The organism is Chloroherpetonaceae bacterium (genome assembly GCA_033763895.1).
GTDB lineage: Bacteria > Bacteroidota > Chlorobiia > Chlorobiales > Thermochlorobacteraceae > JANRJQ01.
Map to the genome: position 1 here is coordinate 613,267 of JANRJQ010000004.1, position 23,770 is coordinate 637,036.

At 41.7% G+C, this 23,770-nt stretch carries 26 protein-coding genes and 2 tRNA genes; 11 read left to right on the forward strand and 17 right to left on the reverse strand.

The genetic code is table 11. The features are described from left to right. Positions 1–5 precede the first annotated feature (5 nt). Positions 6–392, forward strand: coding sequence for an arsenate reductase ArsC (locus SFU91_03295; protein MDX2128042.1), 387 nt, complete (start codon positions 6–8; stop codon positions 390–392). 67 nt (positions 393–459) lie between these two features. Next, positions 460–532, forward strand: a tRNA-Gly gene (locus SFU91_03300). A 58-nt stretch (positions 533–590) separates the two neighbouring features. Here the strand turns inward: SFU91_03300 and bchY are convergent. Next, positions 591–1,787, reverse strand: a complete 1,197-nt coding sequence (gene bchY, locus SFU91_03305) for a chlorophyllide a reductase subunit Y (protein ID MDX2128043.1) — start codon at positions 1,785–1,787, stop codon at positions 591–593. 191 nt (positions 1,788–1,978) lie between these two features. Then, the gene (locus SFU91_03310; GenBank protein ID MDX2128044.1) at positions 1,979–2,872 is read right to left on the reverse strand and encodes a glycosyltransferase family 2 protein; all 894 of its coding nucleotides are present in this window, start codon (positions 2,870–2,872) and stop codon (positions 1,979–1,981) included. Between the two features lie 54 nt (positions 2,873–2,926). Between SFU91_03310 and SFU91_03315 the strand changes: the two genes are divergently transcribed. From SFU91_03315 to SFU91_03330, 4 genes are all read left to right on the forward strand, one after another. After that, positions 2,927–3,736 (forward strand): polysaccharide deacetylase family protein, encoded by an 810-nt coding sequence (locus tag SFU91_03315; protein MDX2128045.1) that lies wholly within the window; start codon positions 2,927–2,929, stop codon positions 3,734–3,736. A 137-nt stretch (positions 3,737–3,873) separates the two neighbouring features. Next, positions 3,874–4,623 (forward strand): hypothetical protein, encoded by a 750-nt coding sequence (locus SFU91_03320; protein ID MDX2128046.1) that lies wholly within the window; start codon positions 3,874–3,876, stop codon positions 4,621–4,623. Between the two features lie 112 nt (positions 4,624–4,735). Further along, positions 4,736–5,359, forward strand: coding sequence for a hypothetical protein (locus SFU91_03325; GenBank protein MDX2128047.1), 624 nt, complete (start codon positions 4,736–4,738; stop codon positions 5,357–5,359). Between the two features lie 81 nt (positions 5,360–5,440). Further along, positions 5,441–5,513 (forward strand) — tRNA-Met (locus SFU91_03330). Between the two features lie 60 nt (positions 5,514–5,573). Here SFU91_03330 and SFU91_03335 read toward each other — a convergent pair. The 3 genes from SFU91_03335 to SFU91_03345 all read right to left on the reverse strand — a co-directional run bounded on the left by SFU91_03335 (position 5,574) and on the right by SFU91_03345 (position 10,189). Further along, on the reverse strand, positions 5,574–6,941 hold the full coding sequence (locus tag SFU91_03335) for a peptidylprolyl isomerase (GenBank protein ID MDX2128048.1): 1,368 nt from the start codon (positions 6,939–6,941) through the stop codon (positions 5,574–5,576). A 1-nt stretch (position 6,942) separates the two neighbouring features. Beyond that, a complete protein-coding gene (locus SFU91_03340) occupies positions 6,943–7,833 on the reverse strand; it encodes a hypothetical protein (protein MDX2128049.1) in 891 nt (296 codons plus the stop codon). A 70-nt stretch (positions 7,834–7,903) separates the two neighbouring features. Next, entirely contained in the window at positions 7,904–10,189 is a 2,286-nt protein-coding gene (locus SFU91_03345) for a peptidylprolyl isomerase (protein MDX2128050.1), read from the reverse strand. Between the two features lie 236 nt (positions 10,190–10,425). On the opposite strand from SFU91_03345, the gene SFU91_03350 reads away from it, so the two are divergent. Beyond that, positions 10,426–12,189: a sodium:solute symporter family protein gene (locus SFU91_03350; protein ID MDX2128051.1), complete on the forward strand. Its 1,764-nt coding sequence runs from the start codon at positions 10,426–10,428 to the stop codon at positions 12,187–12,189. A 3-nt stretch (positions 12,190–12,192) separates the two neighbouring features. Here the strand turns inward: SFU91_03350 and SFU91_03355 are convergent, their stop codons facing one another. After that, entirely contained in the window at positions 12,193–12,570 is a 378-nt protein-coding gene (locus SFU91_03355; protein MDX2128052.1) for a DUF393 domain-containing protein, read from the reverse strand. A gap of 47 nt (positions 12,571–12,617) precedes the next feature. Between SFU91_03355 and SFU91_03360 the strand changes: the two genes are divergently transcribed. Beyond that, positions 12,618–13,463: a M48 family metalloprotease gene (locus tag SFU91_03360; protein MDX2128053.1), complete on the forward strand. Its 846-nt coding sequence runs from the start codon at positions 12,618–12,620 to the stop codon at positions 13,461–13,463. A 16-nt stretch (positions 13,464–13,479) separates the two neighbouring features. Here the strand turns inward: SFU91_03360 and pheS are convergent, their stop codons facing one another. From pheS to thrS, 5 genes are all read right to left on the reverse strand, one after another. After that, positions 13,480–14,511 (reverse strand): phenylalanine--tRNA ligase subunit alpha, encoded by a 1,032-nt coding sequence (pheS, locus tag SFU91_03365; protein ID MDX2128054.1) that lies wholly within the window; start codon positions 14,509–14,511, stop codon positions 13,480–13,482. Between the two features lie 132 nt (positions 14,512–14,643). Then, positions 14,644–14,991 (reverse strand): 50S ribosomal protein L20, encoded by a 348-nt coding sequence (rplT, locus tag SFU91_03370; protein ID MDX2128055.1) that lies wholly within the window; start codon positions 14,989–14,991, stop codon positions 14,644–14,646. 39 nt (positions 14,992–15,030) lie between these two features. After that, positions 15,031–15,234, reverse strand: a complete 204-nt coding sequence (gene rpmI / locus SFU91_03375; protein ID MDX2128056.1) for a 50S ribosomal protein L35 — start codon at positions 15,232–15,234, stop codon at positions 15,031–15,033. Between the two features lie 99 nt (positions 15,235–15,333). Continuing rightward, positions 15,334–15,969: a translation initiation factor IF-3 gene (gene infC / locus SFU91_03380; GenBank protein MDX2128057.1), complete on the reverse strand. Its 636-nt coding sequence runs from the start codon at positions 15,967–15,969 to the stop codon at positions 15,334–15,336. A 73-nt stretch (positions 15,970–16,042) separates the two neighbouring features. Next, the gene (gene thrS, locus SFU91_03385) at positions 16,043–17,995 is read right to left on the reverse strand and encodes a threonine--tRNA ligase (protein ID MDX2128058.1); all 1,953 of its coding nucleotides are present in this window, start codon (positions 17,993–17,995) and stop codon (positions 16,043–16,045) included. Between the two features lie 7 nt (positions 17,996–18,002). Here thrS and SFU91_03390 point away from each other — a divergent pair, with 7 nt between their 5' ends. Continuing rightward, positions 18,003–18,293: a hypothetical protein gene (locus SFU91_03390; GenBank protein MDX2128059.1), complete on the forward strand. Its 291-nt coding sequence runs from the start codon at positions 18,003–18,005 to the stop codon at positions 18,291–18,293. Between the two features lie 16 nt (positions 18,294–18,309). On the opposite strand, the gene rplI is transcribed toward SFU91_03390, so the two are convergent. From rplI to rpsF, 4 genes are all read right to left on the reverse strand, one after another. Further along, positions 18,310–18,750, reverse strand: a complete 441-nt coding sequence (rplI, locus tag SFU91_03395; GenBank protein MDX2128060.1) for a 50S ribosomal protein L9 — start codon at positions 18,748–18,750, stop codon at positions 18,310–18,312. 43 nt (positions 18,751–18,793) lie between these two features. Continuing rightward, positions 18,794–19,093 carry a 30S ribosomal protein S18 gene (gene rpsR / locus SFU91_03400; protein MDX2128061.1) on the reverse strand — a complete coding sequence of 100 codons (300 nt, stop codon included), beginning with the start codon at positions 19,091–19,093 and terminating at the stop codon, positions 18,794–18,796. Positions 19,094–19,143: 50 nt separating this feature from the next. Then, the gene (locus SFU91_03405; protein ID MDX2128062.1) at positions 19,144–19,608 is read right to left on the reverse strand and encodes a single-stranded DNA-binding protein; all 465 of its coding nucleotides are present in this window, start codon (positions 19,606–19,608) and stop codon (positions 19,144–19,146) included. 81 nt (positions 19,609–19,689) lie between these two features. Next, positions 19,690–20,085, reverse strand: a complete 396-nt coding sequence (rpsF, locus tag SFU91_03410; protein MDX2128063.1) for a 30S ribosomal protein S6 — start codon at positions 20,083–20,085, stop codon at positions 19,690–19,692. A gap of 475 nt (positions 20,086–20,560) precedes the next feature. Here rpsF and SFU91_03415 point away from each other — a divergent pair, with 475 nt between their 5' ends. Next, complete coding sequence (locus tag SFU91_03415) at positions 20,561–21,697, forward strand: alanine--glyoxylate aminotransferase family protein (GenBank protein ID MDX2128064.1); 1,137 nt, start codon at positions 20,561–20,563, stop codon at positions 21,695–21,697. 144 nt (positions 21,698–21,841) lie between these two features. Next, positions 21,842–22,489, forward strand: a complete 648-nt coding sequence (locus tag SFU91_03420; GenBank protein ID MDX2128065.1) for a hemolysin III family protein — start codon at positions 21,842–21,844, stop codon at positions 22,487–22,489. An 80-nt stretch (positions 22,490–22,569) separates the two neighbouring features. Here SFU91_03420 and SFU91_03425 read toward each other — a convergent pair whose 3' ends face one another. Then, positions 22,570–23,148: a TIGR00730 family Rossman fold protein gene (locus SFU91_03425; protein MDX2128066.1), complete on the reverse strand. Its 579-nt coding sequence runs from the start codon at positions 23,146–23,148 to the stop codon at positions 22,570–22,572. Positions 23,149–23,194: 46 nt separating this feature from the next. After that, positions 23,195–23,662, reverse strand: a complete 468-nt coding sequence (locus SFU91_03430; protein ID MDX2128067.1) for a YkgJ family cysteine cluster protein — start codon at positions 23,660–23,662, stop codon at positions 23,195–23,197. Positions 23,663–23,770 lie beyond the last annotated feature (108 nt).

Genomic DNA, 23,770 nt, shown 5'->3' on the forward strand with positions numbered 1-23,770 from the left:
AAACAATGAAACGCGTTCTCTTTGTATGCATTGAAAATTCAAACCGGAGCCAAATGGCAGAAGCCTTCGCAAGAATGCACGGCGGTTCAACACTTGAAGCATTTAGTTCAGGTTCAAAACCGTCGGGTAAAGTAAATCCTAAAGCAATAGCAGCGATGCAGGAATTAGGGTATGACCTTGCGAAGCATCACTCCAAAGCGCTGACGGAAATTCCTGATGTAGAGTATGATTTTGTTGCAACAATGGGCTGCGGCGATGAATGCCCATTTATTCGTGCCAAGCAACGGGAAGATTGGGCGATTCCGGATCCCAAACATCTTGAGCCGGAAGAATTTCGCAAAGTACGTGATTTAATCGAAAGCAAAGTCAAGGATATGTTGTTAAGAATTTAAGCGAAGGGCTCTAATTCGCATTTTTTGAATTTGAAGAATCTTATCTCGCATTGTAATTTTGTGAATTGCGAGCGTAACTCAGTCGGTAGAGTGCAACTTTCCCAAAGTTGATGTCGCGGGTTCGAACCCCGTCGCTCGCTCATAAAAAAACGGGCACTTCATTACGGTGCCCGTTTTAATTTTTAATGTTGCGTTGAATTACCCTTCAAAAAATGATTTCATCACTTCGTAGGCAGGTCGTTTGTTTATCAAGGATTGGGTGAGTTGTAACATTGTTGCAGCCCCTTCAGCAAAATAAATTGGCCTTGAAGAAATGATATTGGTATAATAAACTGAAGGGATTCCTAATTCCTTAACATAACTGTCAAGAGAGGTTGTACCGACCACAAGGTCGGGATTGTATTTCAACACAGCTCGCCGATCCTCTTCAAGATATTTTCGATATCGAATCTCTGTACCAAACATTTTTAGCAGTTTATCGTCCGATTCTCCCAGTGTTGTCAGAGCAATGGAGGTTGAGGCATAAGGTACATTCACCCCTGCTTCAAGCAACAAGCGAACCAACGGAAATTCGTTGCCTTCATACCCTGCAACCAACACGGTGCCGGTGACCTTGTTTTCGGCAATGGCGGATTTAATTTTATCACGCTCTTCAACTGCCACAGCTTCTACCGTTTTTGCATCAAGATTCAATGCTTCGCCAATATCTTTAATCCAACGGTATGTCGAACTGGCGCCAACCGGATTGCCGGAAATTACCTTGATTCCCTTATCAGTAAAATACTGTTCAGTGAGTTCGTAAAAGGGATGGAGAATGACAACGGCAGAGGCATCTGCGGCCTCACGAAAATCATCAATGTGCGCTGAGGGAATGGTAACAATTTCTTTCACCCCAATTCTCTCAAGCACCGAGCCGATTTTCATTGCATCGAGTGGAAAAATTTCCCCGACGATTGCCACTCGCTTTTCTTGTTTTGATTCATTGCTACCACCAAACCTTCTTAGAAGCGTTTCAACCGCAATATCTTTGGCTTCAGGATGCGATTTAATCAAGTATGCCGGTAACCGAACGAGCACCACATCAGCCTTCCCAACTTTTTTTGGGAGAAGCTCTTCAGCCACACCGGCCGTTTCTGAAACGCACAGTGTTACAACTGGAATCAGGCGAATACTTTCATCTTTTGCAATTTCTTCAACGGTATTTCTCAAATCTGCAATGATGGTGCCATTTGAAAGTTGATGATTCATAACCTCAGGCGAAACAATCGACTTCCGCGCTGCATAAAAATGCGAAACAAATGTTAGTCCATACATACAACCTTTATCAGTTGCTAAACACACTTGCGCGCCATTGATTCTTGTAAGCACCCTAAGCCCTCCAAAGGCAGGGCACATCGTTTGGGGATGTAAATTCTTTTCATCAGTTTTTTCCGGTGAGGCGTTTTGACTGAGAATATTAAAGAGGTTTGAAAAATCAGATTGTCCGGAATTTGTTACGGGCATAATACAGTACTTTTTTGTTCATTAAAACTTGAACAAGTTATCACTTTTTACCGGCTCAAAAAGCGAAAGGGGAGACCACTTCTTTAATTTTTTTTGCCTTTCGAATAATGCCTTAAATATTTGTCGATTCTGAACCCTCTTTTTAAGAGCAGAAGCCACATGCGTGGATTTCGGTTCAGCGTGGGATCTTGAATAAGCGAAGGAATCATCATCGCCCAGCCTTTCGGGAGATCGCCGAAGCGCATTGCCGTTGAACCGATTTCAAATTGAAAGAGATGTTGGTACTTTTTTGGAACTTGATTGCGATAAGTCTCAAATACTTTTAAGCTGTTAATGAAGTAAGGAATGCAGTCGCTTGAGCGATTGGGATGTTCGCGTACAATCACTGTATCGAAATCGCCGCAAACAATCTTTAAGCCTTTCAGATACGAGCGAATCATCAATTCCCAATCCTCTCTGAAAAGAAACGAATCTTCATATTTTGGGAAGGCTGATTTCTTGAATCCAATTCCGGGTGTTCCACCAACAAGCGCAGCGAAAATGAGCTCGCCAACATTATTGGAAAGCGCCTTTTTGGATGTATAGGTTTGCACCCCCTCCATATTCATTTTGCTTCGAAGTGGGCTGCAAATGGCATCCGCATCAGACTTCTTGATTAGATTAAGCATAAGTTCTAAATGATTGCTACGCCAAGCATCATCGTGATCAAGAAAAAAGAGATACTCGCCACTTGCGATTTCCGCTGCACGATTTCGACTGTAGATTCGTTCACGGTTTTCAGGGTTGGTTTCAATAATAAATGGAAAGGGCGATTGATTTTTAATGGAAAGTAATTTTGTAAGCGTTTTATCTTGAGAGCCATCGTCGATAACAACGATTTCAATATCGCGAAAGGTTTGAGCAAAAACACTGTTCAGCGAGTGCTCGATAAATCGCTCTGCATTGTGCACTGCCAAGAGGACGCTAATCTCCGGCATAAGTTATTTGTGAATGTTCTAAGTTGTAAAAAGTAAACGAATCTCTAAAGGCTTATGATCTTTGTCATTTTCATCTCAGCAATTCTAGCCAGTCTCATTCTAAGCTTTGCTTATTGGAGGTTTCGCAGTTTGTTTCCGATTCAAAATCAGGTACTTCGTGTCCTAATGTATCACAAATTATCGAACACCACCAAAAATGAACTTACTGTACTTGGCTCCGACTTTGAGGCGCAACTACTTTGGCTCAAGCAGAATCATTACAAATCCATTAGCAGTCAAGAACTTATTCTTCACCTTTACCAAAATGCCCCTTTGCCGCCAAAGCCTGTATTAATTACTTTCGATGACGGGTATATTAATAATCTTGACATCGGGCTGCCACTTCTAAAAAAATACGGTATGAAAGCCACCATTTTTCTTCCTATTCAACATATCGGCGGCACGAATGTTTGGGACAATGGAAATGAACCGCTCGTCGATGTTGAGCATATTAAACAAAACCACGGCGAGACAATTGAGTTTGCACTTCATTCATTTGCACATATGAATTATCGATTCAAAACAGAGCGTGAAATCGAGGAAGATTTGGAGATGATGCAAAAAACTCTTTTGAAAGAAACCATCCCATTTGTCTCAGCATTTGCATACCCTTATGGAGGATTACCTAAAAAGCAGAAAGAAAAAGAAGCGATCAAACGTCTCCTAAAAAAATATGGGATTCAGGTTGCGTTTCGAATCAAAGACAAACTTAACCCCCTTCCAATCCGAGACCCATATGAGCTCTTAAGGATTGGAATCAGCGGTTCCGATTCACTCGAAGAATTTTCATACCGGGTCAATTATGGGAGCAGAAACCTATTTTAAAGTTTATTTTGCAATTATGAATCGGCTAAAGAGGCTATGCCCCACTTCTTTTTTCATTTGTTGTTGGTTGAAAAATGGGTAACGTGACTGTGTCTTGAGCGTGTGGAACTTTAATTAATTTGTAACGCTAACAAGCAATGTCAATTTCCTCGCTTTTTTCGCAAACATTGGGGCTGACCTTTCGGGTGCTCCACAAAATAAATCGTGCGAAACTCACGCAAACCGCTGAGTTACAGGAGGTTGCGATTCCCGAAAAACTGATTAATCTTCTTTTGCAAGCTGGGATAGAGCGGAATAGCCCAATTGAGCAACCGCATTTAGCGATTCATGATGGATTCTTTGAAGTAAAATTCTTTCTTGTTCCTTCAAGAATTCGAGAAGAAAACGGAAAAGAAAAGCCCAAATTGACGAATCAAAATAAGCCGCTTTTTTGTGTTTTACCACTTCATTTTGATCACATCGTTTATGATGCCCACCGCGCTGAGGCTGTTATTACCCGATTTGGTAAAGTGACGCTCGCACCGAGTACATTTTTCCAACATTTTAGCAATGTTTTTTATCAAGCTTATCTCAACTCACGTTTTGGAGAGTCAAAGCTATTGCGGGCTTTAGCCGAAGGTATAGCGGGGGTATCTTATTTACCTGCCTTTCGGCTCTGCGGTAATGAACTTCGGCCGGCGTCGCTTCGCCTCGATTTACATCGTATTTTGGAATCTCAGTCGGTTTCAAACGCACTGATCGCCTCGGGAATTCGTGGTCTTGTCGGGATTTCATCTCTGAAAGAAGAGGAAGGTCAGGCGGTACTTACCTTGATTTTAGGGTCCAAATTCGACAATGAAATGGCCCAATCCTCATCCTATCAAGGGTTTTATTTATCTCACGAGTAGCTCCTTTTAGTGACTTTACCTTTCGTTGATTTTATATTCCCCTAACAAAACAGATGAGTAATTTTGCTATTTTTCGGTTTGACGCAAATATTCACAACCAAACAATCACATAATGGCCGTTCGCGCGAGTGATGCATCCACGGGCAGCATTTCACTCACCCTTCGATTTGCAGAAATATTTTCTTCGATTTTTCATCCAATCACTTTGCCCTTGGCCAATTTTGGCGTATTAATTTTTATTCGGGAGAGTGCTGCTCCAAATCGAATTCTTCAATTTTTCATTGTCTTCCTCATTTGCACCATTGCGCCGGCGATTACAGTGGTTTTGTTGAAGAAAGTCGGGTTAGTCAATGATTATGACATCTCAGACCGAAAAAAGCGCTCAATTCCTATGGCAATTGGAACGGTGACTTATCTCTTCGGTGCTTTCCTACTTTGGCTAAGTGCGGCAGACCCAATTATTGTGAGTTTAATGATTCTCTACGGTGTCACGACTTTTCTCATATTATTGATTTCGCTTCTTTGGAAAATAAGCGTTCATGTGTGCTCTTTAGGTGGGCCTATCGCATCACTTGGATATGTATTTGGAACCCCATTTTTTGGGCTGATTATTTTATTGCCGGTTTTGATGTGGGCTCGAGTAGTTCTCAAGGCGCACACCCCACTGCAAACCCTTGCAGGAGCGGTACTGGGCTTTTTCGGAACCTATCTTTGGCTTACAATTCTTGGATTTTGAATAAGATATTTCTTGGTTTTGTTGTCTGATTCAATTATCTTTGCGTCCCTTTGATGAACGAATGATGTTCACAAAGCAAATCGCGGGGTGGAGCAATTGGTAGCTCGTCGGGCTCATAACCCGAAGGTTGTAGGTTCAAGTCCTGCCCCCGCCACAAAAAAAAGCCGCATTTTTGCGGCTTTTCTCATTTTAATGTGATTTCATTGGCTGATCATTACAGTTTTACAGTCCAAAAAACTTCTTTTCTCAATTGAAGTAGCCACTCCTCACGTAATTCACTTTGTCTTTTCTGGAGGGCAAAATTTTTGATTCGAACATAATCTTGCTCCAAGTTCATTTTATGCTCTTTCGCCCGATATTTCAATTGAATAATATGAAAGGCATAATTTCCACCCGGTAAATCAATTTTAGAAGGTTCAGAAATATCGCCCTGATTCATTTTTAAAATCGTGGATCGAAAAGGTTCTTCGATGGATTCAAGTGGGATGCGATTGCTCATCGTTTGTGGAGAAACGATATCGCCACCACGAACAGCACTTTCTTCATCCTCCGAGTAAACTCTTGCCATAAATCCAAAGGGAGCCTCTCCATTCAGAACACTCTTGCGAATCATTGAAAGCGTATCAAGTGCCGCTTTTTCGTTGAGATTTGATTTATCAAATCGGATTAAAATTTGCCGAGTGTGAATGGCTTCTCCCTTTCTCTCAAGGAGTTCAATGATGTGATAACCGAATTCAGTTTCAAATATTTTCGAACGTTGACCCTCGCGAAGAGCATAAGCCACTTCTTCAAACCGCTTGACCAATTCACCTCGTTTAAAAAATCCGAGATCGCCGCCCTGCTGCGCTGAGCCCGGATCTTCGGAATACGATTTTGCAACTGAAGCAAAATCTTCGCCCGATTTTAACTTTGCTTCAATATCTCGAATTTTTTTCATTGCTGCGGATTTCGAGGTGCTATCTACTTTCGGCCGAATCAAGATATGAGCCATTTCAATTTCTTCGGGGATATCAGGAAGTGAATCTTTATAGGTATTGAAGAATTCGACAACTTCGACATTCGACACCGATAAATTTTCAAATCTCTTTTGCTCCAATCGCTGTGCCATTCGTTGCGAGCGAACTTCCTCTCGCATATCGCTTCGCAATTGCGAAAATGACTTCCCAAAATACTTTTGAACTTCTTCTTCGGTTTTCAATCGCTCTTTGATGTAATCAACTCTACGAGAGACTTCTTCATCGATTTCATTTGTTGAGATTTGAATACTATCAATTTTTGCTTTTGCAACGAGAATCTTTTGATCAATCATTGCAATGAGCATCTTGCGCCATAATCCGCTTGTTCGTGGTTCAATTTGATTTTGATAGGCATAAAATTGAAGCTGTGCATCAACATCTGACTTTAAGATGATTTCATCGCCCACAATCGCTACAACCCCGTCCAGAAATGATTCCTGTGAAGCCGCAGGTTTAGCAAGACTTAAAGATAAAATGATTGTTAGTATCGCGTAATGCGACCTCAGGATTCGTCGGTAGAACCGGTTATAGAAGCGGGATTTAGAAGGTGTATTTTTCTCTTTCATTTTATTTTGTTTCTATCATTCCGAGCGACTCTCGAATTAGGTCGTTCATATATTTCTTCTCTTTTAAAATCTTGATTTGCTCACTCACATCAGGATACGCTTGTTGAAATGATTTGCGACTTCCGGGCGTCACTTTTTCGAGCACAGTCATTACCACAAAAAGAGTATCGGCTAATTTAAGCGGTTTTGAAGGAACATTTAGCACCATTGATTCCGCCATTGTCCTTAATGAGGCGGTTTCAAAATATATTTTGGAAATCGGCAAAAGTTGGGTTGCAAATTTTCGTTGAGAATTATTCATCTCCCCAAGTTCAGGCTCAAGCTCCAGCGCTTTTATCAAAATTGTATCCAATGGCGTATTTTTTTCAAATAGCTCGGCATATTCTTTTGCTCTTGATTCACTTTGTGCATATAAACGCAATACTTTCATAGAAAGCAATCCATAAGTGAATTCAGGGGCGTTTTTTTCGTAGTACGCTTTTGCTTCAATTGAATCGACATCGAATCGCCCACTGGCTTCTTCTTCTTTCATACGCTTATCGACATATTGCTGAACCACAATTCTTCGCTTCATTTTTTCAATCAAATACTTTGTAAGCGTATCCTCTTGCATCTCATTTTCTATTGCTGCTTCGTAAAGAATGGCGTTCATTTTCCAGTCTTCGATATATAAAGAAGCTTGCGTAATGCTGTCTTCCTTTGAAAGCCCTTTAAGAACCAATTCAAGTTCTTCGCGGAATAATTTACTCTGACCAATTTGCATCAGCGGCAACGCGGTTTCCGTGCTTTTAGAGCAAGAGGTTAGAGAAAAAAATACGATCGCCGCCACAAAGTGAAGGTGCAGCAAAAAGAGTCTTTTATTCAATAATCGATTTAAGATGAATTTCTGCATAAAAAATGAACGCAAGACTGCGCGTTTGAAGTGACTGCAGCCTTGCGTTAATTACAAAAAAGTTATGAGTCTATTTCGAACCTTTTCCAAAGAGTTTGGAAAGTGCTGCGTCATCAATTGTAATGACTGTTTTAGCGCGCAAAGCCTTTACCCAATCATCTTCAAGATTACGAATCATTTCTTCTTGATAACGTGCCGAAGCTTCTGCTTTTGCTTCTTCAAAAGTCTTTTTTCTTGATGGTTCTTTTGAATCAACTCTGACAATCACAAATCCACCACCAATTGATTTCACCGGAGCAATCGTTCCGGGTTTTTCATCAAAAACCTCGGTTGCAATAGGGTTTTCACCTTTTTGAAAAAGACCGATCGCACCAGAATTCATTGGCAATGACACGGTTCCCAAGTTTGGTGTTTCGATTTCTTCACCATATCGCTCAATCATTTGTTCAAGCGTTCTGACGGTCAAATCGGGTTTAAGGGCTTTCAGTTCAGCTTCTTTCGCCAATCTTAGTGAATCATTTCTAGCCTTATCAGCTTTCTTTTTAGCTTTTGCTGACTTAAGCTTTTTGAGTTCTGCAGAAAGTGCTTTCTTTTTTGCCTCAATCATTGTGGGTGTAATCAAATCAAGCGTTCTTTTTCCTGTCGTTAACTCTTCGTAAAGTGCATTGGCTTTTGAAGAATCTGAAAGAACAAGCTGTGTGATCGAAACGCGATCTTCAAATCTGAAACTTTCAGAATTCTTATCATAATAAATTTTTGCCAAGCTATCATTTGGCTGCGATCTTGAATAGACCGTTTTTTCTGCATTTGCAAAAAGTAAATTGGCATCGTTATAAGTTTGCATCAAGGCTTTGAATTCAGGGTAACGGTTTTCTAACCGCGCCACTTCGTGCTCCAGAATTTCTTCTCGTGCATAGTCTTGAATTTCTTTCGTAACAAACGAGCGGTTAAACTTTCTTGGTTCGGGGCTTCGTTTGAATCGGCCAACAACATTCGCAAGAGAAAAGCTTTTTCCAGCAAATGAAAAGGCAGTGGTTTGGTTTTCGGGTTCTTCAAATCGAAACTGGTCAGGCACGATTCCTTGTTTTGAAGTATCGATTTTTTCATAAACTGAAGCGATAATTTCTACGGCTTTTGGGTTTTCGAAATACTTCAGTTCCGGTTTCCAACGCGCAATCACCCGCTCCAATTCAGCATCCATTTTTTCTGTATTATTTTTTAGGGCAGTGCGAATTTCTTCTTCCACATTTTCAAAGGGCGGCAAAAAGCGTCTTTCAAGCAACTTGATGATATGGAATCCAACAGCGGTTCTTACAATCGCTGAAACATCGCCCGGATTTTTAAGAGAGAACGCGGCTTCCTCGAAAGTTGGGAATCTTGCAAAAGTTCCTCGTGATACCACCCCTAAGTCACCGCCGACTTCGCGGCCGGCAGAATTTCGATCTTCTGAGCTATCACGGGCCAATTTTTCAAATTCAGCTCCGGCCTTTAGGGCAGCCTCAATTGATGAAATTTTTTCATAAGCTTTCACGGTATCAGCTGGCGATGAACCTTGCCGAGCCATTATCATAATATGAGCAATTCGTACATCAGGCGTGCGCGGACGCTTTGACCACACTTTTAGAATATGGTAACCAAAACGCGTTTTAAATGGCTGAGAAACACCGCCAACAGGGGTTTCAAACGATTTATCTTCAAATTGATAAACCATCATCCCTGCACTATAAATCGGTAAACGCCCTTTGCTCTGAGCAGCATTCGGCTCTTCTGAGTAGGCGGCTGCCAATGAATCAAAACTATCACCTTTGATTGCTTTTTGATAGACCTCTGTAATTTTCTCATAAGCTTTAAGGGTATCCTCAGGGCGAGCATCTTCTGAAAATCGAATTAATATGTGGGATGCTTCAATTTCGGTTCTGCTTCTTTCATACTGCTCCTTTACCGCTTTTTCAAATACTTCCTTTTCCAAGAGATAAGGTTTTGCAATCATTTTTCGATAGTTCTCAAATTCAGCCTTGACGGTTGTATCCTTATCAATTTTCTTATCCTTGGCATCTTTCACTTTCAATTTGAAGTCTATAAAGCGATCTAAAAAATCGCGATAGGCCGAGACACTGTCCTTTATCGCATCTTCAATTTTTCTGTTTTCGGTGTAGCGGGATTCAAATTCTTTTACGGTAATGGTTTCTTTCCATTCTATACCCTGCGAGAGCGTTGCAAGCGGTAAATCTTGAGGGAGTTCATTAGACTTTTCGGAACAACCGAAGAAACCAACGGTGAGAAGAAGTCCTAAAATGCCATTTCTGATAAATATTTTGAACCCTGATCCAGAGTTTTCTTGAATGACTGTTTTCATTACGATTCAGTGGTTAAGTCTATTTTTTAATCTTTGTGAAATTTTGAGCGGCAATAGTACTGAAATTTCCCTTCTTGAACAAGGTGTAAGGGCTTCTTATACATCTCATTCGAAAATCAATATGATTTTGAGTTCAGAAGTTTTTTTTTCAATTGTTTGCCCAATCGTCTCTTTTTCTCCATTTTGAGCCCTCAATCTTTGATGATTTTCAATTGACACATTTTTAAGTCTTATTTATCATGAGTCTGACACTCATCGATTTTTCAGTTATCACCGTTTACATTCTCATCAGTCTTTTGGTAGGGTTACTTTATACCAAAACCGCTTCCAAGAATACCACGGAGTTTTTTCTTTCGGGCCGTAGGCTGCCTTGGTGGCTAGCGGGAACCGGAATGGTAGCCACAACCTTTGCAGCTGATACTCCGCTTGCCGTGGCGGGAATCGTGGCACGAAACGGCATTGCAGGAAATTGGATTTGGTGGGCTTCTGTATTTGGTGGAATGCTTACGGTTTTTTTCTTCGCGCGGCTTTGGCGAAGAGCTCAGATCCTTACCGATTTGGAATTTATTGAACTTCGTTATAGCGGTGAAGCCGCAAAGTTTTTGCGTGGTTTCAAGGCGCTTTACCTTGGGCTTTTAATGAATGCCATTATTCTGGGGTGGGTAAATTTGGCGATGTACAAAATCATCAAGATTATGCTCCCTGCGGTCAATACCGAATTGGTTATTACTGCGCTTGCTTTTACTACGGCTTTTTACTCAGTTCTCTCAGGCTTATGGGGAGTTACGGTTACAGATGCCGTTCAATTTGTAATTGCAATGTTTGGCTGTATTGTGCTAGCAGTGCTTGCGCTTCACCACCCTACGGTAACGGACTCGGGTGGACTTATGAAAATTCTTCCCGATTGGATGTTTCAATTTTTACCTCGTCTTTCAGAAGCGGCTCCTTCGCCTGATGTTTCGGGAATTTTTGAACTTACGGCGATGGGTTTTCTTGCTTTAGTGGCGGTTCAATGGTGGGCGAGTTGGTACCCGGGTTCAGAGCCGGGCGGCGGCGGATATGTCGCACAGCGTATGATGTCGGCTAAAGATGAAAAGCATTCACTTTTTGCGACTCTTTGGTTTATCGTTGCCCATTATTGCGTTAGGCCTTGGCCTTGGATTATGGTGGGGCTTGTCAGCGCGGTACTTTATCCTCACCTTCCGCCGGAAAGTAAAGAAGATGGTTTTGTTTATTTGATGCGAGATTTACTTCCAGCGGGTTTAAGAGGCCTATTAATTGCCGCTTTTCTAGCTGCATATATGTCAACCCTTTCTACTCATCTGAATTGGGGGACGAGTTATATCCTGAATGATTTTTACAGGCGTTTCTTTAAGCCCGATGAAACTGAGAAACATTACATTTTTGTATCCCGAATTTTTACCGCGCTTCTTACGCTCTTTTCGCTTTTCATCACTTTTTTTGTTCTTGATACCATTCGTGGGGCTTGGGAATTTATTCTTCAGTGTGGTGCAGGTGTTGGCTTTGTTTTGATTTTGCGTTGGTTTTGGTGGCGGCTCAATGCGTGGTCTGAAATCACAGCGATGATTGCTCCAATTTTTGCGTATATCGTTTTTTCGTTGTTGCTTAAAATTCCCTTTCCAAATTCCCTTTTTTATATTGTTTCATTCACGATTTCCGCAACTCTCATTGCAACATTTATCACGAAGCCGGATAGCCGTGAACATCTAATTAACTTCTACCGTCGAACTCGCGTCGGCGGCATTCTATGGTATGAAATCTCGAAAGACTTGCCCGAAGTTCAATCAGATAAAGATTTTTTCAGATTGTTTATCGATTGGATTTTGGGTTGTTTGATGGTGTTTGCATTTCTATTTGCAATTGGGAAATTTATTTTTGGTCAAGTCATCTTCGGTTCAATTCTTCTTTTTATTGGGATTTGTTCAGCCGCCGGTATTTATTATGATTTTAATCGCCGAGGTTGGATGAAATTTGATTGACTTTTATTCTGTTTGTTTGGAAACATAGCACGCTTCTGAGCATCCAAAAAACCGTACTCGGTTTTCAGCAATCACTTGATAAAGTAATGACCCTGTAGCCCCTCCAAAGAAACTCGCCCCAATTGAAAGTAAAGGGAAGATCTCCTTCAGTGCTTCAACAGCCTTTGCACCGGTTAAAACTTCTCTCTTCATTGAAATAAAATGAATTTCTTTTTCCATCCTTTTTGGATCAAGCGAAAATTCGTCGATTTCTTTTTTTGCTTCTTGAAATGGCACGAGATTTACCCGTGTTCCGCTTGTCGAAACATTCCACGTTTCAATGAGTTTAATAAGCCCAATACATAAATTACAGTGACCGTCATAGATTAATATCGGTTTCATTCCTTAACGATTTAATTTTAGAAACACTTAAGTTTATAGCGAATAGAATGTTTCGAAATCGACTCTACCCACAATCCGGTTCAGGATTTGGGGGTTTAAAACTTTGGATTGCCGTCGCGATTGCCGGCTTTTCCATTTTCTCTTATCTCTCTAAAGGTGATTATAACGAACAAACCGGCGAAATGCAGTTTGTTTCTCTCTCTCCTAAACAAGAAATTGCGCTTGGCTTGCAATCTACACCAAAATTGATTGCACAATATGGCGGGCTTCATCCCGATGAACAATTACAAAAATTGGTTGATGCCATCGGGAATCGACTATTGAGGAAATCGCACGCAAAAGAAACCCCGTACAAATTTGAATTTCATCTTTTGAAAGATAAAAAAATAGTCAACGCTTTTGCGTTGCCCGGTGGTCAGGTTTTTATTACTTATGCTCTTTTTTCGAAGTTAAAAACTGAAGGCCAAATTGCCGGCGTTTTAGGGCATGAAATCGGACATGTCATTGCACGCCATAGTGCGCAACGCTTGGCAAAGGCAGAATTAACAGAAGGGCTTACAGGAGCCATTTTTTTAGCCACATTTGACCCTGATAATCCCGGGAAAATGGCCGTGGGTCAAATGGCGGCTGTGGCGGCATCTTTAATCAATATGAAGTACGGTCGAGAAGATGAACTGGAATCGGATGCGCTTGGAATTCGCTACATGACAGAGGCGGGCTACAACCCCAATTCTATGATAGAAGTGATGAAGGTTTTAGAAGCGGCTAGTGGCGGTGGGCGTCAACCTGAATTTTTCAGCACGCACCCAAATCCTGAAAATCGCGTTGAAAAGATTCAAGCAACAATAAAAAAATTGTATCCTAAAGGGCTCCCCCCGGGGTTAGAAAATTAAATCTTTTCGTCCAAGTTTACTCAAATTGAGAAAGCATTCTGATATCATTTTCGTAGAAAAGTCGAATATCGCTCACGCCATATCGCAATAATGCCGTCCGCTCGATGCCCATTCCAAAAGCGAAGCCGGAATACACTTGCGGATCAATCTCACAACCACGCAAAACATTCGGGTGAACCATTCCACAGCCTAAGATTTCAAGCCAGCCGGTATGTTTGCAAACGCGGCAGCCTTTGCCGCCGCACAAGTAGCAAGTGACATCCATTTCAGCTGAGGGTTCTGTGAAAGGGAAGAAACTTGGGCGAAATCGGGTTTTGACATCACTACCGAAGAGTTGTTTGGCAAATGAAAATAGCGTTCCCTTTAAATCGGCAAAAGTCACACCTTTATCGACATACAATCCTTCAAGCTGATGGAAAACACAATAACTTCTTGCCGAGATGGCCTCATTGCGATAAACTTTCCCCGGGCAAATTACTCGAATTGGTGGTTTTTGCTTCAGCATCGTTCGAATTTGCACCGGAGAGGTGTGCGTTCGGAGTACCACATCGCCTTCGTCTTTTGACTTTCGGATAAAGAACGTGTCCTGCATATCGCGCGCGGGGTGATCAGGAGGGAAATTGAGCATTGAAAAATTATATTCATCAGTTTCAATTTCAGGACCTGTTTCGATTGAAAAGCCCATCGCCAGAAAGATGTCTTCCATTTCGTGCAAGACTTTTTGTACCGGATGTTCTGCGCCTATAAACGGTCTTCTACCCGGAAGAGTAAGGTCAACGGTCGATTCTTCCTTGGCTTTGGCTGCGGTTTCGAGTGTCGTTTTAACGTTTTCCCATTTCGATTCCGCAAGTTGCTTCACTTCATTGAGTAACTTTCCTAATAGGGGTCTTTCTTCCTTTGTCGCAGATTTCATTTCATCAAAAAGTTCTGCAACTATCCCTTTTCGCACAAGATACCTCAATCGAAAAGCTTCGCAATCCTCAATAGTGACGAGGCGAAGAGACTCTATTTCCGATTTCAAAGCCGTTGCTTTTTCAATGATGCTCATCGTTCGGTTTTGTTAATGCGTTTCAATTGTGAAGGCGTATCATTTGGCGCCAAGTCGAACCCTATAAAAACGATAGCCGTTGAACTTCCAAATAGGAAAAATCAACGGCTAAATTTTAATTCAAACCGCAGTTTAATTTAGCGCTGCCTTTACAACTGCGCTAAATGCTTCTGGGTCTTTAATTGCTAAATCTGAAAGTGATTTGCGGTTAATTTCTAACCCTTTGGTTTCCATTGCGGAAATCAACTTTGAGTAAGTAGTTCCGTTCAAGCGGGCTGCCGCATTGATACGTGTAATCCAAAGTGCGCGGAAATTGCGCTTTTTCTGACGCCTGTCACGATATTCATATTGACCGGCTTTATCAACGGCGTGTTTAACAATAGTTAATACATTTCCGCGTTTTCCCCAAAACCCTTTTGCTTTCTTTAAAATTCGTTTGCGTCGAGCACGAGAAGCGACTGCATTTTTAGCGCGTGGCATAGTTTTTTCTTATCGTTTAGTGTTCAATGAAATTCAAGTTTAGGCTTTATAGTTTACAAGCATTTCCTTAACGGTTGCTTCTTGACCCGGCCCTACAATGGTTTGATTTGAGAGTTCGCGCTTACGGCGTGTAGGTTTTTGATACAAATTGTGTCTCTTTCCGGTTTTTTTGCGCTTAATTTTACCTGTGGCAGTGACCTTAAAACGCTTCTTTGCCGAGCTGAGTGTTTTCATCTTAGGCATATCTCTTTTCCTCTGTCTTTTTTTTTGAAATCCTTGTTAATAAATTCTACCTCTAAAACTGTTTTGAAACTTCTCGATCTCCCATAATGAAATCTTGAATTATTCTGAAGCACGTTTTTCTTCGGCTTCTTTCATTTTTCGTTGGCGCTCTTCACGCTCGGCTTTGAGCATTCTTTCTTCATCAAAGCGATCTTGTTGCTCTTTGCGCTCTAAGGCCTCAATTTTCGGCTTATCGGGCACATAGAAAATGAAGAGATTTTTTCCTTCAAGTTTTGCCGGTGCTTCCGGTTTTCCAACGCTTGAAAGCCTTTCAGTCAACCTTTCAATAAGAGCGTAACCTTGTTCACTATAAACAATTTGGCGCCCGAGATACACCACTGTTGCACGCACTTTATCACCTTTGCGCAAAAATTCTTCTGCGTGATTGGCTTTGAAGTCAAAATCGTGCTTATCCGTATTTGGGTGGAACCGCACTTCTTTTAAGGCTGAAACTTTTTGCTTTTTCTTTTGCTCTTTATCTCGTTTTTCCGATTCATACGCAAATTTACCATAATCAGCAATTTTGCATACAGGTGGCGAGGCTTGCGGCTGAATTTCGATCAAATCAAGATTCAATTTTTGCGCTTCACGCAGCGCATCGATTGAACTCATGACTTGAGAAGCGCCATCAGGGAAAAGAACCCGCAATTGAGGAACGCGGATTTCGGCATTGATTCTGTGTCTACGCTCTTTCATCACTGGCTTCGAGATGCTATTATTTCGGATAAGGTTCCAACCTTTCGTTTATGTTTTATACTTGCTCTAAGGATTATTCCTTATGAGCGATTTCCTTTTTTAATTTTGCAACTGCTTCATCTAATGGCATTACCCCTTTGTCGCCCTCTTTATGTTTACGAAGTGCAACGGTGCCTGCCGCTTTTTCCTTTTCGCCTACAACAAGCATGTAAGGCACTTTCATCGTTTCGGCATCGCGAATTTTGCGATTTATTTTTTCGGATCGATCGTCAAGTTCAACCCGAATTTTATCGCTCGAAAGCTTTTCGGCTATAAGCTCGGCATAATCCATAGCCGCATCAGTTACCGGCAAAACACTGACCTGAACAGGCGCTAACCATAGCGGAAAATTACCTGCATAATTTTCAATGAGAATACCCACAAATCGCTCAAATGAGCCAAAGGGAGCTCGATGAATAATCACCGGGCGATGCTTTTGACCATCGGCGCCAACATAGGTTAAGTCGAAACGCTCGGCCATTACATAATCAACCTGAACGGTACCCAACTGCCACTTTCTTCCTATGGCGTCGCGGACGATAAAATCAATCTTCGGACCATAAAAACTTGCCTCACCAATTCCGACGAAGTAGTTCAAATTCATTTTTTGAGCGGCTTCGAAGATGTCCTTTTCAGCCTGAGCCCAAAGTTCGTCGTTGCCGCCGTACTTCTCTTTGTTTTCCGGGTTTCTGAATGAAAGTCTTGTTTGAAAATCCTTAAACCCGAGTGTTGAAAAAACCAATTGGGTGAGTTCGATAACACGACACATTTCATCCAAGAGTTGATCTTGCCGGCAGTAAATGTGCGAATCGTCTTGCGTAAATCCTCGCACCCGAGTCAATCCATTCAATTCTCCGGATTGCTCATAGCGATAAACCGTTCCAAATTCAGCAAGCCGAATGGGCAGTTCACGATACGAACGCGGCCTTACATCATAAATTTGATGATGATGCGGGCAATTCATTGGCTTGAGCAAGTATTGCTCCTTTTTCCCGGTTTCATCCTCAAACTCGAGCGGCGGAAATTGCGACTCTTTGTAATAAGGATAATGCCCTGAAGTTTTATACAGCTCAATACTACCGATATGAGGCGTGTAAACAGCTTGATACCCGCGCTTTCGCTGCTCCTCTTTCAGGAAACTCTCAAGTTCTTGTCGTATCAACGCTCCCTTTGGCAACCAAATTGGCAAACCTCCGCCAACTTTTGGAGAAAGTGTAAAGAGCTCAAGTTCTTGCCCGATTTTGCGATGATCGCGCTTTTTGGCTTCTTCAATCCTATTAAAATGCTCTTTGAGCAATTTTTCGGAGGGAAACGAAATTCCGTAAATGCGCTGCAATTTCTGCCTGCTTTCATCACCGCGCCAATACGACCCAGAAACTGCGGTAATCTTAACCGCTTTTAACTTCGAAGTTCGCGGCAAATGTGGCCCTGTACAAAGATCTGTAAAATTCCCTTGATGATAAATCGAAGCGGTTGTCAGATCTTTTTTTGTTTCAAGAATTTCAACCTTGAAAGGGTCTATTCTCTTGGTCTTGAAATATTCAATCGCCTCTTGATAAGTCAGTTCTTGACGAACGATTTCAATATCTCGCTTTGCGATTTCAAGCATTTTCGCTTCGATTGCCGGAAAATCTTCCTCGCTAAATCGATGCTCGGAGTCAATATCATAATAAAACCCATTTTCGATTGCAGGACCGGCGCCAAACTTTGTACCGGGAAACAGTTCTTCAATTGCTTGCGCCATCAAGTGACTTGAGCTGTGCCAATAAAGCTCCCGCCCTTCATCTGAATCGAAAGTTAAAATTTCGATTGCAGCGTCGGTCTCTATAGGCAGAGCAAGGTCTTTTAATACCCCATTGAGTTTGATACCCAAGGCATCTTCAAAAAGACGCTTGCCAATAGACTTTGCCACATCGAGCCCGGAAGACCCTTTTGGGTATTCGCGAACAGAGCCATCGGGCAAAGTCAGGCGAATTAAATCACTCATATTTTTCTTGCAGTCCGCAAGGCTTATAAAATCAAAAACGATTCATCGCAAAAAGGAATTTGCGACGCAAAATAATCAGCTGCTTTTTGTTAGTACTTCAATCATCCGGAGAGCTGATTCGGAAGCGAACTTCCTATTCCGTTTGGAACTGCCAACTGGCGATTCCGGTATGATTGGAAATGAAATGGAATCGGAGAACTTGCTTTTTGCCTACACCGTTCAAGGATTAAAGCAAGTTACTCCGAAAAGACACCAAATGCAGATGCAACTGGTGTATCAAAAACTTTTCAATGGCTAAGCTTTCTTAGTGAAAACTACTCCGCTTCTACGCTGACTTGTACTTCAGCAAAAACATCGTTGTAAAGCTTGACCTTCGCGGTGTGATTCCCAAGCGACTTAACATGCTCGACTTCGATATTTCGCCGATCAATCTCAAACCCTTTTACTTTCAAGGCATCAGCAAGCATTTGATTCGTAACCGTTCCGTAAAGCTTACCACCTTCTCCGGCTTTTGCTTTGACAGTTAAGGTGACGTGTGAAATCGAAGCAGCTAATTCTCGCGCTGTTTTTCGCTCACGCTCAATCTTAAATGATTTTTGCTTTTTTTCATTTTCAAGTGCAACAAGCAAGCCCTCAGTCGCGCGTGAAGCCATTCCGAGCGGAATCAAATAATTTCGAGCATATCCGTCTTTTACAGTGACAACTTCCCCCTGCTCACCAAGTTTTTCGATAGCCTTTTTAAGTATGACTTTCATTAGATATAATCTCCTGTTATAAATTCAATATAGAAATTGCTGCTTAGCGAATTTGTTCAGACACAAAAGGAATCACCGCAAGGTGGCGTGCCCACTTAATCGACTTTGTGAGCAGTCGCTGTTCACTAGCCGAGAGACCGGTTATCCGGCGAGGTATGATTTTACCTTGCTCGTTGATAAAACGCTTAAGTTTGCGCTCATCACGATAATCAAAAAATACAACTTGATTCTTTGCCGGCGCATTCTGCTTAGCCGATGCGGACATGCGCTGCTGCGCGTTTGCGGAGCGGTTCCCGGCAAATTTTCCGGCGGCTCCGGTCGGCTTTCTTTTTTCCATTGATATACGTGGTTAATTAAATTCAATTGGCATTCACCAAAAAACTAGCTTCTAAACTACGGGGTACCGGTTAATTCGGCATCGCCCGAAAGATATTTGTACTCGTAAAGGTCTTTACTGTCAACTTGTGCATCGTCGTTAAATTCTTCAACCACACTTTCTTCATCATTGCGCTTACGCTTGTTCAAAAACTGTATTCTTCTTGCTTTGATTTCTACCACTGTTCTAGTCGTTCCGTCCTGCTGTTTCCACGTTCTACTTTGGAGTTCACCATCGACTAAAACGGCACTGCTTTTATGCAAATTATCTCGGCAGCTTTCTGCAAGTTTATTCCAAGCAACAACGCCGACATAACAAACATCTTCTTGCCAATCATTATTGCTATCACGAAAGCGGCGGTTGCAAGCAATGGTAAAGTTAACAACCGGCGTGCCTGTCGTGGTTTGTCTAAAAATCGGGTCTTTCGTCAAATTACCGGCAATAACCACATTATTAATTTCCGGCATTTTTAATTCAGCCATTTATCACACTCTTCGTCTATGGTTTCAAAAACTTTCTCTTCTAATTGATAAAGAACAATAGGCCTAAATTTTGAAAGATCCTTACTCTGCGTCTTTAAGGGCTACAACTTCGGCTGGTACTTCAACTGCCTGCGGTTGAGCTGAGCCATACTTTGCAACGCGTTCTCGAATTTCAAGGAGACGTTTATCCAAAATGATGGTTAAAAATCGGATGATTTGCTCATTGAGACGATACTGTCGCTCAATTTCCGCAATGGCTTCAGGGCCGGATACGAATTCAATGTGGATATAATAACCGATTGTCGCTTTACCGATTTTATAGGCGAGTTTTTTACGCCCCAAATCGTGAACCAATTTGATTTCGCAACCTAAATTGGTCAAGGTATTCTTGACCTTTTCAACAATCGCTTTTATGGCGTCGTCTTCAAGGCTACCGTCCATTACGGCAGTTGTTTCGTATAATTTTTTTTCAGTCATATCGTCTTTTAACTATAAATAACAGAATCCAATACCGATTCGAAGCCTTTACGGTGAACTCTAAGGAATCTTTTTTTTTAATTTTTATTTAGGGTAGGATAGAAAAGAGCGAATCGGAAAATTCTGCATCAAAACCCTTCCTAAAAAAACAACCTCTTTTCATTTTCAACACTCAAACACCATCGCAATCGGCGGTCTTGTGTGGTTTCTTGGGATAAAAGATATCCTTCGAACCCCTTTTTGTTACGACCCAAAATCAAAAGAGGACTGCAAAAATAAGCGACGGCTTCATTTTTCCAAAATCCTTTCAACATTTTTATTTACTCTCTTATTTCCAAAGAACTATCTGCTGTTTAGCACCGCCATCTCAAGGGGATGTTTCGTATCTTTGCCGCTCAAATTTGAACTCAACGAAAGTGCTTTAATGATTTCGCGCAAAGCAACTAAATAATTAAGCACTGTTAATATTGAAAACATGAAAAAAAGACTTTTTACACCCGGCCCGACCCCTGTACCTGAAGAAGTGATGTTGCGAATGGCAGCTCCGATGATTCATCATCGCAACCCTGAATTTATGGAGATTTTAACTCGGGTTCATCAAGACCTTCAATACCTTTTTCAGACCAAACAGCCTGTGCTCGTTTTAACCTGTTCTGGCACAGGCGGTGTGGAGGCAACAATGACTTCCTTATTTTCACACGGTGACAAAATAATTGCAGTTAATGGTGGAAAATTTGGTGAACGTTGGGTAGATATGGTAAAGAAGTTTACGGGGAATTGTGTGGAGTTAAAGGTCAAATGGGGGACGAGCATTCAGCCCGAAGATATCATTCAGGCACTCAAAACTCACCCCGATGCAAAAGCTGTTTACTTTACGCATTCAGAAACTTCAACCGGTACAGCCACCAATGTTCAGGCAATGGCGAAAGCGATTCGAGAAAATTCAAGAGCTTTGGTATGCGTTGATGGAATCACGGCAGTGGGTGCTCACGAAATGCGATTTGATGACTGGGGCATTGATGTTTGTGTTACGGGTTCTCAAAAGGGATTGATGATGCCGCCGGGGCTTGCGCTTGTTGCACTTTCTGAACGCGCGATTCAAGCGGTTGAAACTGCAAAGCTTGCTTCTTATTACTTTTCCCTCAAAAAAGCACTTAAGTCTCATAAAGATAATGACACACCGTTTACCCCTGCCGTTTCACTCATCATTGGTCTGGATGAATCGCTTCAATTGATAAAAAAGGAAGGAATTGAAAACATCTGGGCTAGGCATGAGCGATTATCTGCCGCTTGCCGCAGAGGGTGCGAAGCGCTTGGGATGAGACTTTTCAGCAATTCGCCTTCCTTTGCCGTAACGCCCGTTTGGCTTCCGGAAGGCGTTGATTGGAAGGCGTTTAACAAGGTCTTAAAAATGGAAAACGGAATCACGGTTGCGGCAGGGCAAGATGATTTTGCCGGAAAAATTTTCCGAATTTCACATCTTGGATATTATGATGAATTGGATATGCTTACGGTCATTGGCGCACTTGAAATGACTCTCGCAAAAATCAAACATCCTTTTGAGGTTGGCAGCGGTGTTGCAGCTGTTATGAACGCTTTTATTACACCTTAACCATTTTTTTTGATTTTTTTTGTTTAGAATTTTTTGGCTGCACTTATATGGTGCAGCTTTTTTTTGCAAATACCTTCAACGCCTCTGTTAAGAATGCCAAAACGAAAGAATTATCTTTGTAATGAATCATAAACATTGCAAAACATGAATATCAGTTTACCGCACTACTCGCCATCTGAAGAGCGTTTTAATCTCATTACCCATATTATCGGTATTTTTTTTGGCGCAGGCGCATTGGTTACACTTTTAACATTTGCACTTACTAACGGCACGGCTTGGCATGTGGTGAGTTTTGCAGTTTACGGGAGTTCATTGATTTTATTGTACTTGGCCTCAACTCTTTATCACGGTGCAAAAAATGAAGGGGTGAAATCTCGCTTAAGAATACTGGATCATACATCCATTTATCTACTTATTGCCGGTACTTATACGCCCTTCACGCTGATTAATCTTCGTGAAGATTGGGGAATTCCGTTGCTGGTTGTTGTTTGGCTCCTTGCGTCCCTCGGGATTGCTTTGAAATTTTTCATGATTGGGGCAAAGAAATGGGTTAGCGCAGTGTTGTATATCGGGTTAGGATGGTTGATTTTGGTTGCAATCAATCCCATACTTGCTCATGTTCCGTTGGCGGGAATTTGGTGGCTTATCGCGGGTGGGCTTTTCTACACAGGCGGGGTAGTTTTTTATGTTTGGAAATCGCTGCCTTATCATCACGGGGTTTGGCATCTATTTGTTCTTGTTGGAAGTGTTTGTCATTTTGTGGCAGTGATGATTTCAAGTGTCCCGTTTTAATTCATCTCTAAAGCAACACGAAGCCATAGTGGGTTTAGAAGCCAGAAATAAATAACAAATGCGGAAATTTATTTTATTATTTATGACCCGCTTAGTTGATTGGCAAGAAAGTGTGTGTTGATTTTTTCCCAAAGTTTTTCCACAGAATCGGCAACGACCAGTGTATTTAAGTTTTTTGTTTTTACGAATTGCTCTTCAGCGGTGTGTTTTAAAAATTTCAGTAAGTCGTCGTAGTAATGTGAACCATTAAGAAGACCGATAGGCTTACGATGCAAGCCAAGTTGTGACCACGTCCAGATTTCAAAAAGTTCATCCATAGTTCCAAGACCACCGGGCAGAGCTATAAATGCGTCTGAAAGTTCGGCCATTAATGCCTTGCGTTCGTGCATCCCGGTGGTGATGTGAAGTTTAGTTAGTTTTTGGTGTGCCACTTCTTTTTGCAGGAGGGTTTCAGGTATAACGCCAATAACTTCCCCGCCGGCCTTGAGGGCGCTTTCTGCGACAGTGCCCATCAGCCCATTTGAGCCACCACCATAAACAACTCGAATTTTACGCTCTGCAAAAAACTTTCCGATTTCGCGTGCTTCATCGAGGTATGAGGATTTTTTTCCATTCGATGACCCGCAAAACACACATACACTTTGTACGATAACTCCCATATTCCCTTTTTACTCCTTCATCCTACAACATTCAACGAAAGAAATTCTATGCTAATTTTTTTTGTTCGGCTTCTTTCTTTTCTTCATCAATGCTTTTGAGAGTTGCCGAAAGCAAATCGTGGTAAATACATTCGGGCATTGATTCGAACATGTTATCGAGCATAATTGGTTGCTCACTGCCAACAAGCGGGTGCATAAAGGGGTAGTCGGCACAGAAATGAGGCCTTACTTGATAAATTCTACAAAACCCTTCTTTGCTTAAAAAGATACACGGTCCCTCGGGGCTTTGAAGATTTGTTCCAACGGCTTTGCCTGATGGATAATAGTCGGAATCGATGTCTTCCTCAATAAAGAGTGTTTTGCCGTGCAGGTCTGAAAGTTCCGGCGTACGGTTAACATACGCTTCAATTTCGGTAGCCTGCGCGATATCAACCCAAACTCCATTTCGGCAGCAGTTGGCCTTACAGATGTGTAAATTATCGACGCAATTTTTATGACGGCGCGATTCAGACATAGAATAGAACTTGTTTAATTTTTGAAGCGGCAAATATAATGAAACAAGAGAGGCTTGAAGCAAGGGTTTTTTTTATCTTTTTTTCAATTACTTTTTCAATTTTTTTGA